The sequence below is a fragment of the Xanthocytophaga flava genome (assembly GCF_030068545.1).
GTDB lineage: Bacteria > Bacteroidota > Bacteroidia > Cytophagales > 172606-1 > Xanthocytophaga > Xanthocytophaga flava.
The window spans coordinates 133,283-151,637 of sequence record NZ_JASJOR010000016.1 but is presented as its reverse complement, the minus strand read 5'-3'; the positions used below and the strand labels follow the sequence as shown (position 1 = coordinate 151,637).

The 18,355-nt window shown below is 40.2% G+C and carries 13 protein-coding genes; 5 read left to right on the top strand and 8 right to left on the bottom strand.

Annotated features, from left to right (window positions below):
- Positions 1 to 121 precede the first annotated feature (121 nt).
- A complete protein-coding gene (locus QNI15_RS22460) occupies positions 122 to 1,630 on the bottom strand; it encodes a DUF5723 family protein (protein ID WP_314033629.1) in 1,509 nt (502 codons plus the stop codon).
- A gap of 446 nt (positions 1,631 to 2,076) precedes the next feature.
- On the opposite strand from QNI15_RS22460, the gene QNI15_RS22455 reads away from it, so the two are divergent.
- Entirely contained in the window at positions 2,077 to 3,048 is a 972-nt protein-coding gene (locus QNI15_RS22455; protein ID WP_314033627.1) for a Smr/MutS family protein, read from the top strand.
- Between the two features lie 48 nt (positions 3,049 to 3,096).
- Positions 3,097 to 3,648 carry a hypothetical protein gene (locus tag QNI15_RS22450; protein WP_313991285.1) on the top strand — a complete coding sequence of 184 codons (552 nt, stop codon included), beginning with the start codon at positions 3,097 to 3,099 and terminating at the stop codon, positions 3,646 to 3,648.
- 412 nt (positions 3,649 to 4,060) lie between these two features.
- Here the strand turns inward: QNI15_RS22450 and QNI15_RS22445 are convergent, their stop codons facing one another.
- The 7 genes from QNI15_RS22445 to QNI15_RS22415 form a co-directional block, all read right to left on the bottom strand.
- Positions 4,061 to 4,963, bottom strand: coding sequence for a glycosyltransferase (locus tag QNI15_RS22445; protein ID WP_314033625.1), 903 nt, complete (start codon positions 4,961 to 4,963; stop codon positions 4,061 to 4,063).
- A gap of 332 nt (positions 4,964 to 5,295) precedes the next feature.
- Positions 5,296 to 6,867: a RagB/SusD family nutrient uptake outer membrane protein gene (locus QNI15_RS22440; RefSeq protein ID WP_314033623.1), complete on the bottom strand. Its 1,572-nt coding sequence runs from the start codon at positions 6,865 to 6,867 to the stop codon at positions 5,296 to 5,298.
- Positions 6,868 to 6,935: 68 nt separating this feature from the next.
- Entirely contained in the window at positions 6,936 to 10,577 is a 3,642-nt protein-coding gene (locus tag QNI15_RS22435; RefSeq protein ID WP_313991293.1) for a SusC/RagA family TonB-linked outer membrane protein, read from the bottom strand.
- Positions 10,578 to 10,623: 46 nt separating this feature from the next.
- A complete protein-coding gene (locus QNI15_RS22430) occupies positions 10,624 to 11,664 on the bottom strand; it encodes a FecR family protein (protein ID WP_313991296.1) in 1,041 nt (346 codons plus the stop codon).
- Between the two features lie 167 nt (positions 11,665 to 11,831).
- Positions 11,832 to 12,455 (bottom strand): RNA polymerase sigma factor, encoded by a 624-nt coding sequence (locus tag QNI15_RS22425; RefSeq protein ID WP_314033621.1) that lies wholly within the window; start codon positions 12,453 to 12,455, stop codon positions 11,832 to 11,834.
- Positions 12,456 to 12,648: 193 nt separating this feature from the next.
- Positions 12,649 to 13,248 carry an HD domain-containing protein gene (locus tag QNI15_RS22420; protein WP_313991302.1) on the bottom strand — a complete coding sequence of 200 codons (600 nt, stop codon included), beginning with the start codon at positions 13,246 to 13,248 and terminating at the stop codon, positions 12,649 to 12,651.
- Between the two features lie 42 nt (positions 13,249 to 13,290).
- A complete protein-coding gene (locus tag QNI15_RS22415; RefSeq protein ID WP_314033618.1) occupies positions 13,291 to 15,036 on the bottom strand; it encodes an alpha/beta hydrolase-fold protein in 1,746 nt (581 codons plus the stop codon).
- A gap of 156 nt (positions 15,037 to 15,192) precedes the next feature.
- Here QNI15_RS22415 and QNI15_RS22410 point away from each other — a divergent pair, with 156 nt between their 5' ends.
- The 3 genes from QNI15_RS22410 to QNI15_RS22400 all read left to right on the top strand — a co-directional run bounded on the left by QNI15_RS22410 (position 15,193) and on the right by QNI15_RS22400 (position 18,062).
- On the top strand, positions 15,193 to 16,272 hold the full coding sequence (locus QNI15_RS22410) for a leucine-rich repeat domain-containing protein (RefSeq protein ID WP_314033616.1): 1,080 nt from the start codon (positions 15,193 to 15,195) through the stop codon (positions 16,270 to 16,272).
- A 325-nt stretch (positions 16,273 to 16,597) separates the two neighbouring features.
- Complete coding sequence (locus tag QNI15_RS22405; RefSeq protein ID WP_313991314.1) at positions 16,598 to 16,867, top strand: hypothetical protein; 270 nt, start codon at positions 16,598 to 16,600, stop codon at positions 16,865 to 16,867.
- A gap of 1,042 nt (positions 16,868 to 17,909) precedes the next feature.
- The gene (locus QNI15_RS22400; RefSeq protein ID WP_314033614.1) at positions 17,910 to 18,062 is read left to right on the top strand and encodes a hypothetical protein; all 153 of its coding nucleotides are present in this window, start codon (positions 17,910 to 17,912) and stop codon (positions 18,060 to 18,062) included.
- Positions 18,063 to 18,355 lie beyond the last annotated feature (293 nt).

Genomic DNA, 18,355 nt, shown 5'->3' with positions numbered 1-18,355 from the left:
TAGGTAACCGTATATAAATCAGAAAGTCATACCAATATTGGTATGACTTTCTGATTTATACTTATAAAAAGCTAGTAAGGTTTCCTGTCAAGGACATTTCCTGCGCATATAGCCTGATTATTTATTCGCGTGTAGGAACTCCTTCTGAATGTTCTCTTTTAGATGATTTAGATTTTGACTGTGTATTCTTTGCAAATATTGGAATATGAATACCAGTGTACACATCTAATCCGGAAGTTTTACCCATACCCAGCAAACCTGCAATGTTATCTGAGCCAAAGTGTAATATTCCGGCTTTGATATGAGTACCGATGGTCAGGTTCTTGTAGTTACCTGTTAAACCTACAGGAACAGCTACTTCAAACCAACGCATTTCCAGACGAGGTGTTACAGCCAATAGAGATGGTTGACGCATACCTAAGGCATATTTTCCTTTCAGGCTTTGTACCCATACAGCGTTCACATATAATTTGCCTTTGATATGATAATCGAAACTCAACTGAATAGCAGTAGGCAGGCTGCTGCTAAAGCTTGTCTTCTTTTCTGAATCTGTCACTCCCAATGCGTTATTCAGTGTACCTGCAATATCATCTGTAGAACCATCCAGACTATCTAGTGAAACTTTTGTATTGGTCCGTGTGATATCATAGCTCTGAACATAATTTCCGCTATAACGCATACTTCCTACATCCATCAGAGAGAAACCTACACGATACTTGTAGTTGTTGGTCATTTTTCCATTACCCAGATCCAATTTAGCTCCTTTTTTGTGTACCATTCTGAGCGAATCCAACTTATGTTTTCCTTCACTAACTCCGGTAGATTCTTCTAACTTTTCAAAAGTAGCACCCAGATTCACCCCCCATCCTTTACCAGGAAGGCCTTTTCCAAAGAAGGTACCAAATCCACCATTATCCAGCGTATTGTCATAGGCTTCTGATTGCACATAGGCATATTGTAACTGAATTTTCTGGATATCCAGAATCGTTTCCGTTTCGCCCTGCTCATTGGTTTGATCATAGCTTGAGAAACTCATTTCTTTAGAGGTAATATGAGCACTTGTAATGCCAGCTACCCGATTGATGGTAATCCCACCCTTAAGGCTGTATTCCGGTGTAGTTTTAATTACCCGTGCGTAGGTCAACCCTGTCTCTTTGTAGGCATTCATATTCAGGTTAAAATGTATACCCTGAAATGTTGAATAATCGTTATTATCACTATCCCAGATTATCTTTGCCAAACCTTCGGATACATTATTGGCAGTTATACCATATCTGACCCGGTTGGTGAGTGCAAGACTGTGTACAGGACTCATTTTTACCATAAATGAAAATGCCTGTGCTTGTCCCTGTACATTGAGGTATTTATCTTTCCCATTGTTTTTTACTGTAAAGGACTCTTTTTCTATACCAGAAAAACCTATAGGGCCTTTTACATAGTTGTTGGAGGCACCAACTTGTGCAGAAAATAAATCTAAATAGAAGCTCATTCTGGAATCGGCAATAGAGGCCGGATTCAGGAATATTCCATGTGTTCCACTGTAATTACTGCCACTTAGCCCAAGGGTTTGCTGTGCATTTACTTCATACAAACCTGCAAAAGCCAATAAAAATGGTAGAATTTTTTTCATAATTAATATTTTAAAGACCCTTTTGAATGAAAACTATTCAAATTTACATATTGATCTCATAATAAGAATGTTACCTTGTCTTGAGCATCCAAAAGTCGTGTAAGGTTATGTATGGGCATTTACAGCATTTTACTATTTTTGCAATCCGAAAATATTTCCAAAACAAAAATCTAAGTAAAGCAAGTATTCACCACAGGAGATAACTATCTGTCCATAAGTGCAATAACTTAATAAACAGTATGAATCAAGGTAGAATCTCACATTGCAGGGTTATTGATCTTTTTGTATTCTTTCCGGGTTATATAATCAGGCAGTTCGATTATTTCAGGTTTCATCCACTTTTACCATAGGAGAAGCTTAACTTAGTATTGAATAAAATGCCTGGGGTAGTAAGCATAAAAATTCTTTTGTATCAGTACGTTACATAAAAGTTAATTAGTCATTCTATGAATATTGGGGATAAAGTACGTATGGTTCACGGGCGTGAAGAAGGCATCATTGTCGGCTTTACCAAAAACCATATGATAGAAGTAGAAATCGAAGACGGTTTCCGGATTCCGATGTTACGATCAGAGATTGTTATTATCTCACAGGAAGAGGCAGCTCGGTTTCAGAAAAATCCAGTTACCGAATCAACCAAAAATACATCCAGAGATGTTCTGGCTGACAGAGGAATATTTCTGGCATTTATTCCGCTTAATGACACAGGTCTGGCACTCTATCTGATAAACAATACAGATTTTGATATGCCTTATACACTGGGACAGGAGCAGAATGGAAAATACAACGGGATCAAAGGTGGTTCACTGGCTCGGAAGTCGTCTGTAAAAATTGATGAATACAGCTCACAAAACTTTGAGAGCTGGGGAATATTTGTGTGGCAGTCACTACTGTTCCGGGAAGGAATGACATCCTTGCGGGAACCTATGTTGCAACGCATCCGGTTTCGGGCTAACACATTCTTTAAGACGAAAGCTAAAGCACCTCTGCTGGGAAAAGATGCACATATCTTCCAGTTAGATACACCAACAGCATCACAACCTGTCACCATTCAACCAGACAAGATTGTTGAAAGTTGGGAAAACAACACCCAACTCACTACAAACAATCAATCAAAAGCCAATACGGTTAACAAACCTGCCAGTGAGATTGATCTGCATATCGAAAAGCTAACAACCAACCTTATTGGATTGGCTACAGCGGAGATGTTACAGATCCAACTACAGGCCTTCGAGAAAGCATTGGATGCAGCTATTGCACACGGAATGCACGATATTACCTTTATTCATGGAGTAGGTAATGGCACGCTGCGTAATGAGATTCACCGTAAACTCGGCAAGAATGTGCATGTCCAATACTATGAAGATGCACAAAAAGAAAAATTTGGCTATGGTGCTACCAAAGTAAAGCTGAAATAACACATATACCTATTTCCATTCTATTTTAAAAAAGTATAACCTAACAACATGTCTACTGACAATATTGGATTACAAGCTGAGGAGGTTGCCCGTATCAAGCGACTATGCAAAGAAGCAGGACAGCTATATATTTTGAATGAAAATGAACCACAGGGAGAAGAGTTTGCTCACTTTATCTTTGCAGGTACTCATAAAGGCAAGGAAGTGGTTTTTGACTCTGTGTTATATACACTGCGTTTGCATCATATGAGTGTATTGTATGAAAGTGCAGAAGACAAAGCATGCGAAAAATATCCAGAATATAACCGGATCGACTTAGAAGAAGAGGATGATCTGAACAAACATCTTTCAGAAGCCAAACTTGAGGAAATTGAACTCTTCAAGGCAGAGATCATGGATGAGCTAGAAGAAACGGAAGAGATAAAGGTACAGGAATATGTCAACCTTGATCCCGACTTTGACTATGGCATAGCATTGGAAGCCTGTCTGAATGTAGAAGAAATCACGCCTCAGACTATTGCCCGTTTTGTGAAAGCGTTCACTAACAATACACTAGAGCTGGATAAGACATTATACAGTTTTAAACACGAAGAAGAATAAGCGTCTTTTCCTAAAATTAAAAGCCTCAGTGAGCCTATCATTGAGGCTTTTAATTTTTACATGAGTCCTCTCGAATTTTGAGTAAAAGGTGTCATTGAAAAAGTAATAACAAATGTTACAAAGAGAGGTGTGATAACTTCAATCGCGAAAGGTGCGTTGGCCTTCTTTCTGCCGCGAGGTTGGCCTTTGGCCTTGTGGGCTGAAGGATCGGCAGAAAGTGTCCTTTTTGGCCTACTTTTTTGGACAAGCAAAAAAGTAGGAGGTTAGTGGAAGAATGATGTAAGGGACAATAAACAAACTCAACTAAAGAGAGCTTTCACAAAAATTAACCCAAGCCCACATTTTCAAAAACCTAGGCTTGGGCTTTACTCATATCCAACATCTGGAATGACTCATGTTATTCATTCAGCTATTACTTCCATAACTGTAATTTGAAGTAATTAATAAGCTGCCGTACCAGGCTTGGTTGAAAAAAGCGTTGCAGACCTTTAATAATCTCATCATTTGGCACCAGGTCCCGATCCAGCACCATGGATTTATTGCTTAGTACAGTTTCAAACCGTTTGGTTTTAGGAGAATGTGTTCCGGATTCGTCATTGCCAATATTTTGTAGTTTGGATATCCGGGGAAACAGACAATACGCCTGATGTTTGTAGTGCGTGTAGCTCCATCGTACCGCCCAGGAGTTCACCAAGCCTTTTTGTTGCTTAATTAGCATATACACAAGATCCCTTCCACCCTGTGCGAATCCATCCTGTATAGTTTTGTCTTTTAGAAACACACGGTAATCCGTAACCTGCCAGTCAGCCTTTTGCCAGCGGTCAGCCCAGGTGGCCCATCCCCAGGAGGATGCTCTGGGCAGTAAATAGACATCTTTTGTATAGCTATCCGGAATAGTGATAGGATAGCTGTATCCTGAAATAGAGAAAACAGAAGGATTATCCTTATAGACTTCCAGCGACTCATTCAGAAACACCAGAAAGTCTTCCGCAAACACCATATCATCTTCCAGTACGATAGCTTTGCCATACCGACTCATCACCTGAGAAACCCCATCAATCACAGACCGGGCCAATCCCATATTTGTGGGTCTTTCTATTACCCTCTTGTTTTTAAACCCTGTCACAGTTTGTATATACTGCCGCACTTGTCGAACCTGCTCTTCATCTGCTGTACTTCTGGCTGCATCTGAGAAAATAAAGATCTCACTAGCAGAAGCTAACTGACAGTTTACCAGTGAAGTAATAGTGCGTTGTGTATGGATAGGACGATTGTATACAAATAAAACAACAGGAGCCAGTGTATGTATAGCCATGAGTACAAATCAACGAATATTGTCCAAAGGTAATAGAGAATCAGATAAAAGTATCTATCCTCTGAAAGCAGCCAGTATTCGATTGATATAAAAATGGGTATAAATAGAAAATGACCGGAACTCAGTTAGCACTTGTTGGTGATCTGAATTCTGGTCATTTTTCTTTTCATAGAATTTAGATTCTCTTTGATTCTGTATCAGAATATAATCAGGATTTTGATATCGTTATCAAAATATCAGAATCCTGATCAGCCTACAGAGTTATCAGAGCTCTGATTATTTTCTTTTTTAACCAGAATTCTGATAACCCGGATGTATAACTTATGTACCGATTATTGTCCTATGGATTCGTTATACAAGAGTTCACGGGTTGGGATAGCCCATACAAAATCTTCACTGGTATAGGGATCTGTGCCCGCACCCCGTTCCCCTTTTGGAATATCCATCTTTAACGCCCTCAGATAGTCAATCCGGTCATTTTCACCAAACATTTCAATGAGTCGTTCATCATGAATCATATTTTCGGTAATGTCGGCACCTGTCACCTCTACATAGGGTCCGCCTACAGTTGTATTCCAGGCTCTTTTGCGCACTACATTCAGATCTTCAGCAGCACCCGACTTGTCTCCAGCTTTAAACCGGCAGATGGAACGTGTCAAATAGATCTCTGCCAAACGGATAAGTGGCACATTGGTATTGAAATCTTTAGGTCCCCGATAGTATTTATAAGGCCAGATGGTGGTGATGGTATCTATTTCAGTTCTTGTATCAATAACCTGTCCCTCTTTAGCCTTATCTTTTGGATATCTTACAGCAAACAATTGTGTAAACCGCTTATCTCTTTTAGCAGCTAAATTTAGCGTTGTATCAGTTAAGGGATCGGTCATCCAGCCTAGTCGTTTGATGGTACTATTACTCATGTGTGTTTCTACCCAGGTACACAGCCCCCAGGCACCAGCTGAATGGTTGATAGCTGTCAGGTGGAGTGGAGCTTTTGCAGTTTGGTCAAAGAAAGGCAGATAAAAAATAATTTCTTTGGGCCTATTAGTTGAAGTAAGAATTGTACTTGTTGAAAATGCAGCAATAGGATCTTCAGTCAAATTATATCTGCCTCCATTCTGATCTATGATAAAATCGGCTTCTAGTTTTGCTTTATCATACTCTCCTCTCTGAAAATAAGCTCTCATCAGCATAGCAGAAGCTGCAAATTTAGAAGCACGCACCTGATAAGATGGATGCATATCATCTCCATATTCTTCTGGTAATAGCTCTTTTGCCTTCTGAAAGTCAGCTACAATCAAATCATATACCTCTTGAGTTGTTCCAATTTTAGGATTCTTTGCTTCAGCTATAGATTTCGGATACTTTGTAGGCATAGGTATATCCTGTTTACTATTAGCATTACCTGCCACATACGCATGCCCAAAGGTAGTTTCAAGCAAATAGTAAGTATATCCCCGAATAAAGTATAGTTCACCAATAATGCGATTTACATTATGTTGAATACTTTGTTCACTTTCAGAAGGAAAAGGATTACCATTATTTGCCTCCACAAATTCAAGTGCATTATTAGCGGTAGCAATTGCTCTATACATCACTAAAAAAGCTCTGTCTGTATATTTGTTGTATTCTTTTGTCTTACGCCAGTACCCCCATTCTGCACTACTTACCCAATCTACATCATCACCCATACTCGTTTTTACAACAGTAACATTTACCCAAGGCATATTCCATTCATCTCCATTAAATAAGGTAGCATATAGACCAATAGGTGCCCGCTCAAATTCGTCTATTGTACCCCATGCAGTTTGTGGAGGCCTTTCTATTTCAAAATAATCTTTTGAACAACCGCCTGATGCGAGTAAAAGTCCCAGAGTCAGACTATAAAGAAGGATCTTTTTCATATAGATAGTTGTATTCGTTCAAATATTAGTTTAATTTATTTCCTACCAACAGGTCTATCTCTAGAAACCTAGAAGCGAGCAGACAAACCCAGGATAAAAGTTTTTAACTGAGGAATAGTAGCCGTATAAACATATCCAGCCCCTTCTGGATCAAAACCTGGATATTTGGTAGAAGTCCAGAGGTTGCTACCAGATACATATACTCTTAGCCCCTGCATTTGCAGTGTCTTTGTCACAGAAGAAGGTAACGTATAACCTATCTGCACATTCCGTAAGCGAATATAATCGCCTTTATACATTTCGCGATTATGATTTTGCCACTCATCTCCGAAGTCTCCAACTGATTGTCCATTGATAACATAGGTATTTCCATACCGAATTTGTGGATACTTGGCCTGATCTCCAGGTTTGCGCCATGAGTTATTAACTATATCAGCCAGAAAGGTCTTGGTCTCTCCAGGAACAGCAGCCATCTGCCGATCATAGTCCAGAATATAATTTCCTCCGGAAAAAGAGAACATAAAACTTAGATCAAAGCCTTTGTATTGAAGTGTATTGGTAATACCACCATAATAGGTAGGGTCAGCAGACTTGCCATTCTGATAAAATCTATTGCCAGCTATATTTGTCTTGGTAGCATAAATAAGGCTGTCCTGCCCTGCTTCGTTTTTCAGGCGTGTCGTTACTCCTTCTGCATCATATCGTACTTTGTCCAAAGCATAAATCATGGGTACGCCTGTAGCTGGATCTACTCCTGCATAATCTGCCACAAACCATTCCTGACGTTTATGATCTTTACGAGAAATAGTAGGTCCATTGATGATTCCTTTACCTGTATTATCTGCTTCTGGAGTCAGCTTTTTAATGATGTTTTTATTAAAGGAAATATTAAAATCTGTAGACCATCGAAAACCTCCTTTATCAATATTTATAGAATGCAGTTCCAGTTCCCAGCCTGTATTTACCATATCTCCAATATTGCTCCAAACATTATTCGAATTCTCTACATATACTGATCCTGGAAATCCAGCCACTTCCTCAACCGGAGTTAAGCCAGAAGAAACCGGAATAGGTGTAGTTAACAACATATCTTTGACATATCTGTGATAGTATGCTAACGAACCATTAATGCGGTTATTAAAGAAACCATAATCAATACCTATATCACTACTACGTGTACTCTCCCACTTTAGATTATCAACAGCAATTGTTGATGCCATTGAACCATTGAGACCTAAAATGTCGTCACTTCCATATCGGAATGTATAATTGTATTTGATTGCATCCAGACTACCTGGTATACTTTGATTGCCTGTTTGCCCATAACTTCCTCTAAGTTTCAAGAAAGTTTTGCCTCCCAAAAAAGACATAAATTCTTCCTCAGAGATAATCCATCCTGCGGATGCACTTAAGAATGTTCCCCAACGATGTTGTTCCGTAAATGCAGAACTACCATCCCGTCTGGCACTAACACCGAAAATGTAACGATCTTTATATTTATAGTTAACTCTACCAAAATATGCGAGTAGGTAACGCTCTCCGTTCATATATCCATTAGTATAAAGCCGAACACCCGGTTTGCCAATTTCCTGATACTTTCCTGCTAATCCCTGACCTGCCATTGCCCGATTATATTGGCTACTCTGCTGGGCTTCTGTTCCGGCTACTACATTTAGTGAATGTAATCCAAATGTTCTATTATAAGTACTATATACATTGTAGTTGGTGCTCTTGAAAGTAACAGCTTCTTCATAGGCATAGGAAGAAGGTTTTTGACCTCCATCTAAGCGAATATCACGACTCTGCCAGAAAATATTATTGCTTTGGATAATATCGAAAGACACTTCTGACCGTATAGATAATCCCCTCAAAAATGGAAATTCATAATTTAAAAATAACCCTCCTAATCCACGATATTGTTCCAGGTTGTCTTTTACATTAGCAGGGTCAGCAAATGCTGCGGGATTAGAACCTGAATAAGCATTAAAGTAACGATCAGGGTTAGCGAGTTCACGTACAGGAAACCAAGGTAATGCTCCTGTGGTAATACTATTTAATCCTCCATTTAAGCCTGGACCACCTCTATAACTTGTGTTTTGCATACGATCATTGTCTGTGTAGGCAAAACTCAGTCTGGCGCCTACAGTCAGATTGTTTATGGGACTAAAGTCTATATTTGATCGTAAAGAGATACGTTTCAGATTATTATTATGTTGTACGCCTTTATCTTCCCGGTAATTTCCTGATATATAAAAGGATCCCTTATCAAAGCCACGTGAACTGGAAAGGTTGTAATCAGAGAAACGCCCTGTTTGAAAAAGCTCATCATACCAGTTGGTGTTAATTGCCATTGCTTGCTCACGAGTAAGCTTAGGAGATGCCTGTGGAATATTAGAATAAGGCGAATTGCGATAGTAATCATCCATGGTAAAAGTTTTACCAGAATTCTGGTACATTTCATCCATGATTTGAAACCATTGACTCGTATTGGCATATCCAATATCCTCAGGGGTACGTGTTAATGAAGAAAAACCAGTTGAATAATTGAACGTAGTGCTACCTTGTCCTTTTTTACCTGTCTTTGTAGTGACAAGAATTACCCCATTGGAAGCTCTTGAACCATAAATAGACGTTGCAGCTGCATCTTTCAAGATCTGTATACTTTCGATATCATTCGGATTGATTAGTGACATAGGGCTTTGTCCCGTAGTACCATCACTCCGTCCTAATCCACCCGGATTGCTATAAATAGGCATTCCATCAATTATCCATAAAGGATCTGTTCCAGAGTTAATTGAACTAACCCCTCGAATCTTAATAACAGTAGGTGATCCTGGTACACCACTGTTAGTTTGGACTGAGACACCCGCAGCCATACCTTGCAGCCCTGAGTCAAAGGAAGCGGTCGACTTTAATTTGATATCGTCACCATTTACAGTAGCTATTGAGCCAATTACATCCCGTTTTTTCTGAGTACCATATCCTACCACCACCACTTCACCCAACGACTTCACATCTTCTACCAGGGCAATAGTCCAGTTGCTGTTCCCTCTTACAGCTACTTCCTGAGTCAGATAGCCGATATAGGAGAATACCAGCACAGCGGTTTCATCCGGAACGCTCAGTTGAAACCCACCTTCTGCATCTGTAACGGTTCCCTGTGTTGAACCTTTCACTGTGACACTAACCCCAGGTAAGCTTTCTCCTGCAGTAGAAGTTACTTTTCCTTTGATCGGAATAGCCATCTCCTGAAGAGTCTGTTGGATGCTGCTGATTTGTATACCCGTATTTCCGGAAGCGGATACCAAAAGAGGAGACTCCAGGGCTGTTTTGCCAGTTATTTTTCGGATCGCACCTTTTTGATCTATCTTTTCATAAATCACAAAGTCTTTGCCTTCCAGTCTTTCGAAGGTCAGATGCAGAGGAGATAATATCTTTCTGAGTCTGTCTTCAACAGATGAGGCCGAACGCTGTAAGAGTTTACCATCAACCATTTTGTCCTTCAGCAAGCCTACATTGTAGCTAATATCTATCTGATATTTTACTTCAATGTCGTTGAGTACATCTATCAGGGGAATCATTTTTTGCTGATCCAGGCTGGTTTCAGACATAGCTTCATTGACAAGTGCAATTGTCTGCGAACTAACTCGTATGGCGGGAGTTGTAGTTAAAAGCAATACAACTCCAAAATATCGTATAACTTGTCGCATAAGTTGTATAGAAATTAGAGGAATAGAGAATAGATTAGTTACTATATTATTCATGTGTGGATTTTTCCAGTAGTATTTCTCCGGTAGGCTGTCGGACAATATTCAGCCGAAATGCCTTAGATAATTTCAACAGCAGCAGATCTGTTCTGTTTGCTGAGACAGAACCTGAAAATTGAAGTGATGCCATTGACGTGTCTTGCAAAGTTAGTTTTACTCCCTGCGTATCAGCTAAAATCTCTGCAATTTCAGCGAGTGTAGTTCCATTAAAAACCAATCTGCTCTGAGTCCAGGAACTGTAGGTATCAGGATTTACTGTTTTTTTCATGATCTTTTTCTCACTTTCTTTACACTCAACCAAGTCTCCGGGTACCATCTGAATGGGAGGATCTTGTTTATGTTCTGATAAGGTCAGTGTCACTTTTCCTGTATTGAGAATCACGCGTGTCTTCTTATGGCGGGTATTTACATTAAAGGTTGTACCCAGCACTTCTACATTCAGTTGTTTGGTGTGCACAATGAAACGTGCCTTAGAGGCTGTTCTTTTTACATGGAAGAAGGCTTCTCCATCCAGCCATACTTCCCGTATCTGATCAGTTTGCAGGGAAGGATTAAACCGGATAACGGAGTTTGCATTCAATGTTACCTGCGATCCATCTGGCAACAAAACAGCTTTCACCTGCCCATTTTGGGTAAGATATGAAACCTCTTGTTGCTGGGTGTACCAGTAATAAAGTCCACCTCCGATAGGTAAAACCACTAAGAGGATACTTGCAGCAATTTTGAATACCTGTGTACGGAAGATAGTTGTTGTGCTTGTCTCCCTCTCCAGTATCTCTTCTTCAAATGCCTGGTCTGAGATTACCTGCCACATGGACTGCACTTCTTTCTGGTCAGGAAATGTCTCTTCAAAGTCAACCGAAAAGACCAGTTGTCTGGCTTGAACTATCGTATCTTTCTTGTCCGGATACTGTTCAAGCCAGCTGGTCCAAAACTCGCTGGTTGAAGAATCCGCAGAAGATTTTACCCACTGAATGAAATAGTCATCCATAGCAAAGTCTTCTGCACTGAAATCGGAATAATCCGTCATAGATAACGAGTGGGTTAGTGTAACGATTTTTAACCAAAAGCAGCTATCTTATCTTTTCTACTCGAAAAAATTTAAAAATTTCTCAAAATATTTTAAAACAGGATAGAATTGTGGCTACAGAGCTTAAGGAATCCAAAATGGACGGAGTTATTTGAGGATAGATTTACTTAGAAAGAGAGAATACAAAAGAAGAGGAGAACCTCAACAGGAAAGAATTTTCTGAGGAGTTGTAATCCCTGATACACCAGATTGTAAACAGACTGTTCATTAACAGCCATAAGAGAGGCAATTTCACTATTGCTCAGACTATCATAATATTTCAGAAATAATGCTTCCCGCTGGCGCTGAGTCAAGTGAGTCAGAGCTTTGTTCAGGTAAACTTTTTTCTGGTCTACAGACTGGATGTCAATAAGTAAGTCCTCAGGAGAGGATACTGGATTGTAGTTATTTTCAGTTGTAAAACCGATATCAGGCAGAAACTTAGCAGACTGTTCTATGTTCCGGATAATTTTACGACGAATACACTTGTAGAGATAATATTTGATATTTGTTGTTTCGCCTATTGTGCTATGGTTTTTCCAGAGTTCAATAAATAAATCCTGAACAGCATCCTTTACCTGCTCTCTATCCCTGGAAAGCTTCATACCGTAATTGTACAAAGCAGAAACATACAATCTATAAATGGTAGAAAAAGCCTCCCTATCACCGCTTCTGAAGCGGTTCCATAAAGATAAATCACTTTCCTTAAGTGGTAGTATTCTATCCTTATATACATCCCTCTTATCTTTCATACATCGACAGCTATTCTACTTAACTTACAAATGAAACTAGATATAGTTAAATTTTAAATCAGGCACCGAATGTATAAAAAATAAAAACAAAATAAAATAAAGACTATAAAAAACCGGTAATAACATATTTAAATCTCAATAAACAGGATTTATTTATGTTATCACCGGAGGTTTTATACTAAAATGAAGAGATTTACACACCTGCCTGATGTGTAATAGCAAAAGCGATTAGTTCGTCTACTTCCCTTGCTGCCCGTTGTGCTGCATCTGCAATATCCTCTCTGGAAACCTGTGCAGCAAAGGCTTTGTCCTTGAGTCGTTTTCGTACACCTTTGACATCCATCCCTTCATAGCCTGTGGGGCGCATCAAAGAATAGGCATGGATAAAACCTGACAACTCATCAAAGGCATACAACATTTTGTCCATAGTGGTTACAGGCTCCACTCCAAAAAAACGGGGTCCATGAGAGGCAATAGCATGAATAATCTCCGGATCAATGTCTCGTTTCTCCAGTTCCTCCACAATGCGTTTACAATGGTCGTCAGGCCACTGATCCCAGTCGGCATCATGAAGCAAGCCAGCTGTTTCCCATTTCAGTTGTCCAACGTCATCCAGTTTCTCTACTTCCCTGGCCCATGCTTTCATCAAAGCAGCCACCTGCCGCATATGCCTTTTTAAACTCTCATTTTTTACCCAATCGTCTAATAACTGGTTAGCATCCTGTAAGGATATAGTATTACCGGCATTGGCAGGATTGCCAAAAACTTGTCTGCCTAAATCGTGTGTAAGCATGAATAAAATGGTGCAAATAGGTTAGGTTGAAGGGTATTGTTTTTAGTAACGCCAGCTTTTCAGATCAGCACCTTTGGGTGCATTTTTCTCGATTAGCTTCAAAATCTTGGGGATATACATGGTATTGTAATGCAACCGTGACAGATAATTGGGCAAAGTAGGATCACCATTCCAACAGTGTTCAGCCCTATCTCCATATTTCACTTCACCTCCTTCTGTGAAGTTTTTCGTCTTTTTTAGAAAATCTTCAGCCAGATATACTGCATTGTTCAGATAATAGTTATCCATATCACCACAATAGATATTGATTTTGCCTGTCAGCTTGGGGCCTAACGCAGACCAGTCTCGCTGCATGATATACGTGAGGTCATAGTTATTGTGCCAGTATTGTGCCACCATCGTATCTATTTCGCCTGTCATTTTGTCAAAGATTCGTTTAGGATAGCCATCTTCTCCAACAGGCGAATAAACAGCCTCCCAGATATCCCATTGTCCACCGGAACGGGTTTTGGTACCCAGTACCAGTTCCAGGTGATTCATATCGGCAATGGTTGTGGTGATATGCCCTAAGTAATTACGATATCCTGGCTTGGAGACTTTACGGAATGGTCCTTCGGTATAGTAGGCGTTTTTATCTTTGTAGATGTTAACCTGTGTATAAGCCCGAAAATCAATAGGGTCCGGGCATGCAGCAAAACATCCACCATATTGATCCGGATAAAATATCTGTGCAGCCAGAGCTTCCCAACCACCTGTTGATCCTCCATATAGAAACCGAGCCCAGCCTTGTCCTATTCCCCTGAACTGCTTTTCAATATAGGGAATGAGTTCATAGGTTATAGCATCTCCATACGGACCAATATTGGCTGAGTTTACAGCATAGGAATCATCATAATAAGGGTTGGCATGTTGAATTTCAATAATCAACATACGAGGGAAGTTTTTACTTGTCCATGTTTTGTAAAAGTTATGTGCTTCCTGAGCGACAATCTTTTTATAGCCATAGATATGGAAACGGTCGCTATAATCAGAGGTATCCATATCCGCAGCAGGAGGTTCCGGACTGAATCCGTCAAAGTCGCTTGGAAAGTGGCCATGATTGATACAAAGCGGATAATGCGCTTCCGGATGTTCGTCAAATCCTTCAGGAAGTAATACGTGGGCACCCAGGTACATAGGACGTCCCCAGAATTCGGTTAGCAGCTTGCTTTGAATACGTATATGTTTGATGTATTTCGTATCCTTGGGAACAGCAATGGCAGGATTGGCTTTTGTGAGTGTGACAGCAATATTGCCATCTGTACCAATGGTTACTTTTGCAGGAACGCTGTACAAATTGCCGGGTGCAGTACGCCAGTTTTGTCCTTCTCCTCTATCCATAGGCAGCTTCAATACACGGCCATCTTTCAGTTTACATGTTTCATACTTATGCAGTAGCGCCTGCACATAATAGTCACCAGCCGTTAGCTCCGACAAGCTTTTTAGCGGGTAACCAAATACAGTGCCATCTATTGTTTTCTCTTCTCCTGCTTTCCATCCGTCTACATCTATCCCAAAAATCTGGGTACTTCCCGGACTATCACCTACCTGATTACGAGGTTCGCCTTTGGCTGTATCCTGTGCAATCATAAGCAACAACCTGCCATCAAGGGGATCTTTGCTGAGACTATCGCTAAATGTGATTAAAAACTGTGGCCCTTTGCTTTTAGAGGAGTTACAGGCTACCAAAAAGAATACACAGACAGTGCACCAGAGTACTGTCCGAGCAGGTAAATACATTTTCTTCATGTTTGGAGGTTGGTTAGGCGAATGCGGCAAAAGAAAGGTATAAAATCCAGTGAGATTTTCAAAACCGCGTCTCTTCCTTCAAAAGAAAATATCTTCAACTCTTTTACAACTAAATAATTAGTTATAAATTAGATCCAACAAAATCCATTAACACCTATGAAACACTTATTTGTTACATTCTGGGTATTAGCCAGTTGCTTGGTATTACAAGCACAATCGCCAGACAAAGGAGTGGCTACCACACTGGAACAAATCCGACAAACCACACGTCCGGATACCATCCTGACAATCAACCTTCAGAATAAAGACATTCGGTATGAACGTGTTGAAATGTATGATACTATCTCAAACAGAAAAGAACCTATCATTCGCTGGCAAACAAAAGAAATAAACAATGGACTACAGGAAGTACCTGCGGAAATTGCCCGATGCCGCAATCTGAAAAGTTTACTTCTTCGCAAACATCGTATTACCTCTCTTCCTGCCTGGGTATCTGAAATGGATTCATTGCAACAACTCGATTTGAGTGGCAATCCAATCAACTACAAAAAACTTCGTTTTCGAAAGAACAAACATATCCAAAACATCAATCTGGCAGAGTGTGCATTAACACAATTACCCAGAAGGCTTCGAAGAAATAAGAGACTGGAACAGCTGGTGTGTAATAACAATGCATTTGTAAAATTTCCTAAGGTAGTCCCTACAATCAGATCGCTCCAACGGGTAGGATTCTACCACAATCACTTAAGCGAGCTACCTGCCAAACTTCGGAAGCTGCATTCATTGAAGTATCTCGATCTATATTACAACGAGTTTACAGAATTCCCTATGGTGCTCTGTCAGATTAAAACCCAGGAAGCCCTGGCTATTTCCTATAACAAGATAGACAGGATTCCGGAACAGATAGGAGATCTTTCAAACCTGACGGAGATTTACCTGAGAGGGAATGTCCTCACTTCTTTACCAGAGAATCTGCAGAAACTGGATAAGGTGAGTCTTTTGTATATCAGTGAAAATGCACTAAAAGCTATCCCCCCTGTTGTCTTTGAAATGAAAAACCTGGAAGAGCTGGATATTTCAGACAATCAGATGAGAAAGCTGGGGCCACAACTCGTTCAGCTTCCTCATTTAAAGGCCTTATATGTCAAAGGTAATCCGTTCTCGTATCCTAACTACCAGGAGTTTGCTTCACTATTGGAGCAAATGAAGGCACAGGGAGTGGAAGTACATGAGTAATCTTCACACTGTGTCTGGTTTATTGTATACAATGTATTTGTGCATAATTCACAGTAATGCATAAACATGAGTGATCCCGAATTTAGGATATGAGTAAAACCCAAGCCTATACTTTTGAAAGTGTGGGTTTGGGAAAAGTACTCTATATTGTACTACTCAGTTTTATGTCCATACTCAGTAGCATTAGCAGGAAATCGATAGGTGTTATCATTGAAGTTCATCTGGTACCCGTGTACTTACCTCTTCCTTTGACCTGGGCAAGTTATCCCATAGTCATCATCCGGTAGAAAAATATTTTAACTGGGATACAGAAAAAGACTTCTTTATGCCTGCAGACTACCATACACCGATCCAGACAGGACAGCCCAAAGCCGGACAAGTTCAACTAAGCGATATTATCAAAAAAGCATTTACCAAACTTATGTCTACTCAGGCTTCTTCTATGGAGCTGAAAAAAGTGGTATTGGAGATTAGCCATGAAAATGAAAGTAAGGTCAAACGCATGCTCTCGGATGCGGTTGAGTTTGGCTATATCCGTTTGGAAGGAGATCGGCGCGATACCACTTATCATCTTTGTATCCCCAAAGGCAAGTAGGGTAAATGATACTCTTACCGTTTAGGTCTCGCATATAGGATATAGATTTATATACCCCTATATATATATAAATATATAGGGGTATAAATAAACCTATAGACTACCCTAAATAGGCTAATGCAAACTAATATTCAATCAATGGTTAGCTAATAAAAACCACAAACCGACTCAAAGGACCACAAATACACCAATACACACCAATAACCGAGTTTTCACCTACACAATTATACCCAAATGCTACCTCATATTTCCATACAACCATCCGAAACCCGTATACAAGCCTTATGCTTCCAATGGCACTAGAATACCTTTTCAGCTTACAGAGGTCTGCTACATACCCATAACAACAACAGTCATAATGCCATCAAAGGCGCACTAAACAAAGTCTTAGGCATAGTGAAAGGGGTATCTGACCTGGAATACTTCTTTGCAGGCAAAAGCTACTTTATCGAACTTAAGAACTTAGCAGGCTATCAAACCCCTGAACAGAAATAGTTTCAGAAACTGGTCGAATCACAGGGAGGTGCTTACCAGATTGTACGCAGCCTGGAAGAGTTTCAACACCTGATTGAGAGTATTCATACACAACAATCGCTATACTAATCAATCTGTATAGCTAACCATTATAGCGCTAAAAACCATACTTGATTGCCATAGGAATCAGCTTTCTATCTCACCAAGGAAACAATCGTTATTGGGATCATTTGCAAGTGTTGATAGCTATAGTGATTGAAAGAAAAATAAATCACTATAGCTATCAGGCACACTCCATTAACCAATGCTATCAACTTATCAAAATACTCCCTTATTGGCCTCCTGAAAGGATCTTTCATTTTCCCTGTCTTCCTGAAAGAATCTCGTGCCAAGACCGGCGGCCTTTGGATTTGGAGAGTATTTTTTCGCTCAGAAAGGAAACATGACACTATTTGTCACAAGGTTCTTTCAGAAGGACAAAAGGGGAACTCTTTTCAAAAGGATAGTGTAAGTGTTAACTAAACCCGCATACCCGATAGCAAAATCGATATACGATTACCTCCAGTTTGTGCTAGACAACTGGAAAACCTCAACCCTGGGTTTATTCACCTTCTCAGGATATATTCTCTGGCTGGTTAACCGAATCGATACACAAGCTTTCGCTTCATTACTGGCCTTTATTTCAACAGTAGGTTTCTTCTCCATGAGAGATCCTAAATAACAAAACAGGACGGCTTCACAACCCGTCGTTCCCGTCGTTGGTGTTATCACCAACGCCCCTGTTTCCCATCGTTCAGGTTGGTGATAACACACAGCCTGGGGAAGAGCACAACGTATCCATAACCCGTCCTGTTCTCTTTCAATAGCCCACTATGCATAATAAACCACCTACACCATGCACTTCCAATACCTGATTATACACTGCACCGCCACTCCTGCCGGACGCTGGATCTCGGCTGAAGATGTCAAACGCTGGCACACCGCTCCCAAACCCTATGGCAACGACTGGAAGCA

What these genes read in the sequence shown, in the direction of transcription:
- QNI15_RS22460 (WP_314033629.1), bottom strand. Translation starts at nt 1,630, where the DNA reads ATGAAAAAAATTCTACCATTTTTATTGGCTTTTGCAGGTTTGTATGAA.
- QNI15_RS22455 (WP_314033627.1), top strand. Translation starts at nt 2,077, where the DNA reads ATGAATATTGGGGATAAAGTACGTATGGTTCACGGGCGTGAAGAAGGC.
- QNI15_RS22450 (WP_313991285.1), top strand. Translation starts at nt 3,097, where the DNA reads ATGTCTACTGACAATATTGGATTACAAGCTGAGGAGGTTGCCCGTATC.
- QNI15_RS22445 (WP_314033625.1), bottom strand. Translation starts at nt 4,963, where the DNA reads ATGGCTATACATACACTGGCTCCTGTTGTTTTATTTGTATACAATCGT.
- QNI15_RS22440 (WP_314033623.1), bottom strand. Translation starts at nt 6,867, where the DNA reads ATGAAAAAGATCCTTCTTTATAGTCTGACTCTGGGACTTTTACTCGCA.
- QNI15_RS22435 (WP_313991293.1), bottom strand. Translation starts at nt 10,577, where the DNA reads ATGCGACAAGTTATACGATATTTTGGAGTTGTATTGCTTTTAACTACA.
- QNI15_RS22430 (WP_313991296.1), bottom strand. Translation starts at nt 11,664, where the DNA reads ATGACGGATTATTCCGATTTCAGTGCAGAAGACTTTGCTATGGATGAC.
- QNI15_RS22425 (WP_314033621.1), bottom strand. Translation starts at nt 12,455, where the DNA reads ATGAAAGATAAGAGGGATGTATATAAGGATAGAATACTACCACTTAAG.
- QNI15_RS22420 (WP_313991302.1), bottom strand. Translation starts at nt 13,248, where the DNA reads ATGCTTACACACGATTTAGGCAGACAAGTTTTTGGCAATCCTGCCAAT.
- QNI15_RS22415 (WP_314033618.1), bottom strand. Translation starts at nt 15,036, where the DNA reads ATGAAGAAAATGTATTTACCTGCTCGGACAGTACTCTGGTGCACTGTC.
- QNI15_RS22410 (WP_314033616.1), top strand. Translation starts at nt 15,193, where the DNA reads ATGAAACACTTATTTGTTACATTCTGGGTATTAGCCAGTTGCTTGGTA.
- QNI15_RS22405 (WP_313991314.1), top strand. Translation starts at nt 16,598, where the DNA reads ATGCCTGCAGACTACCATACACCGATCCAGACAGGACAGCCCAAAGCC.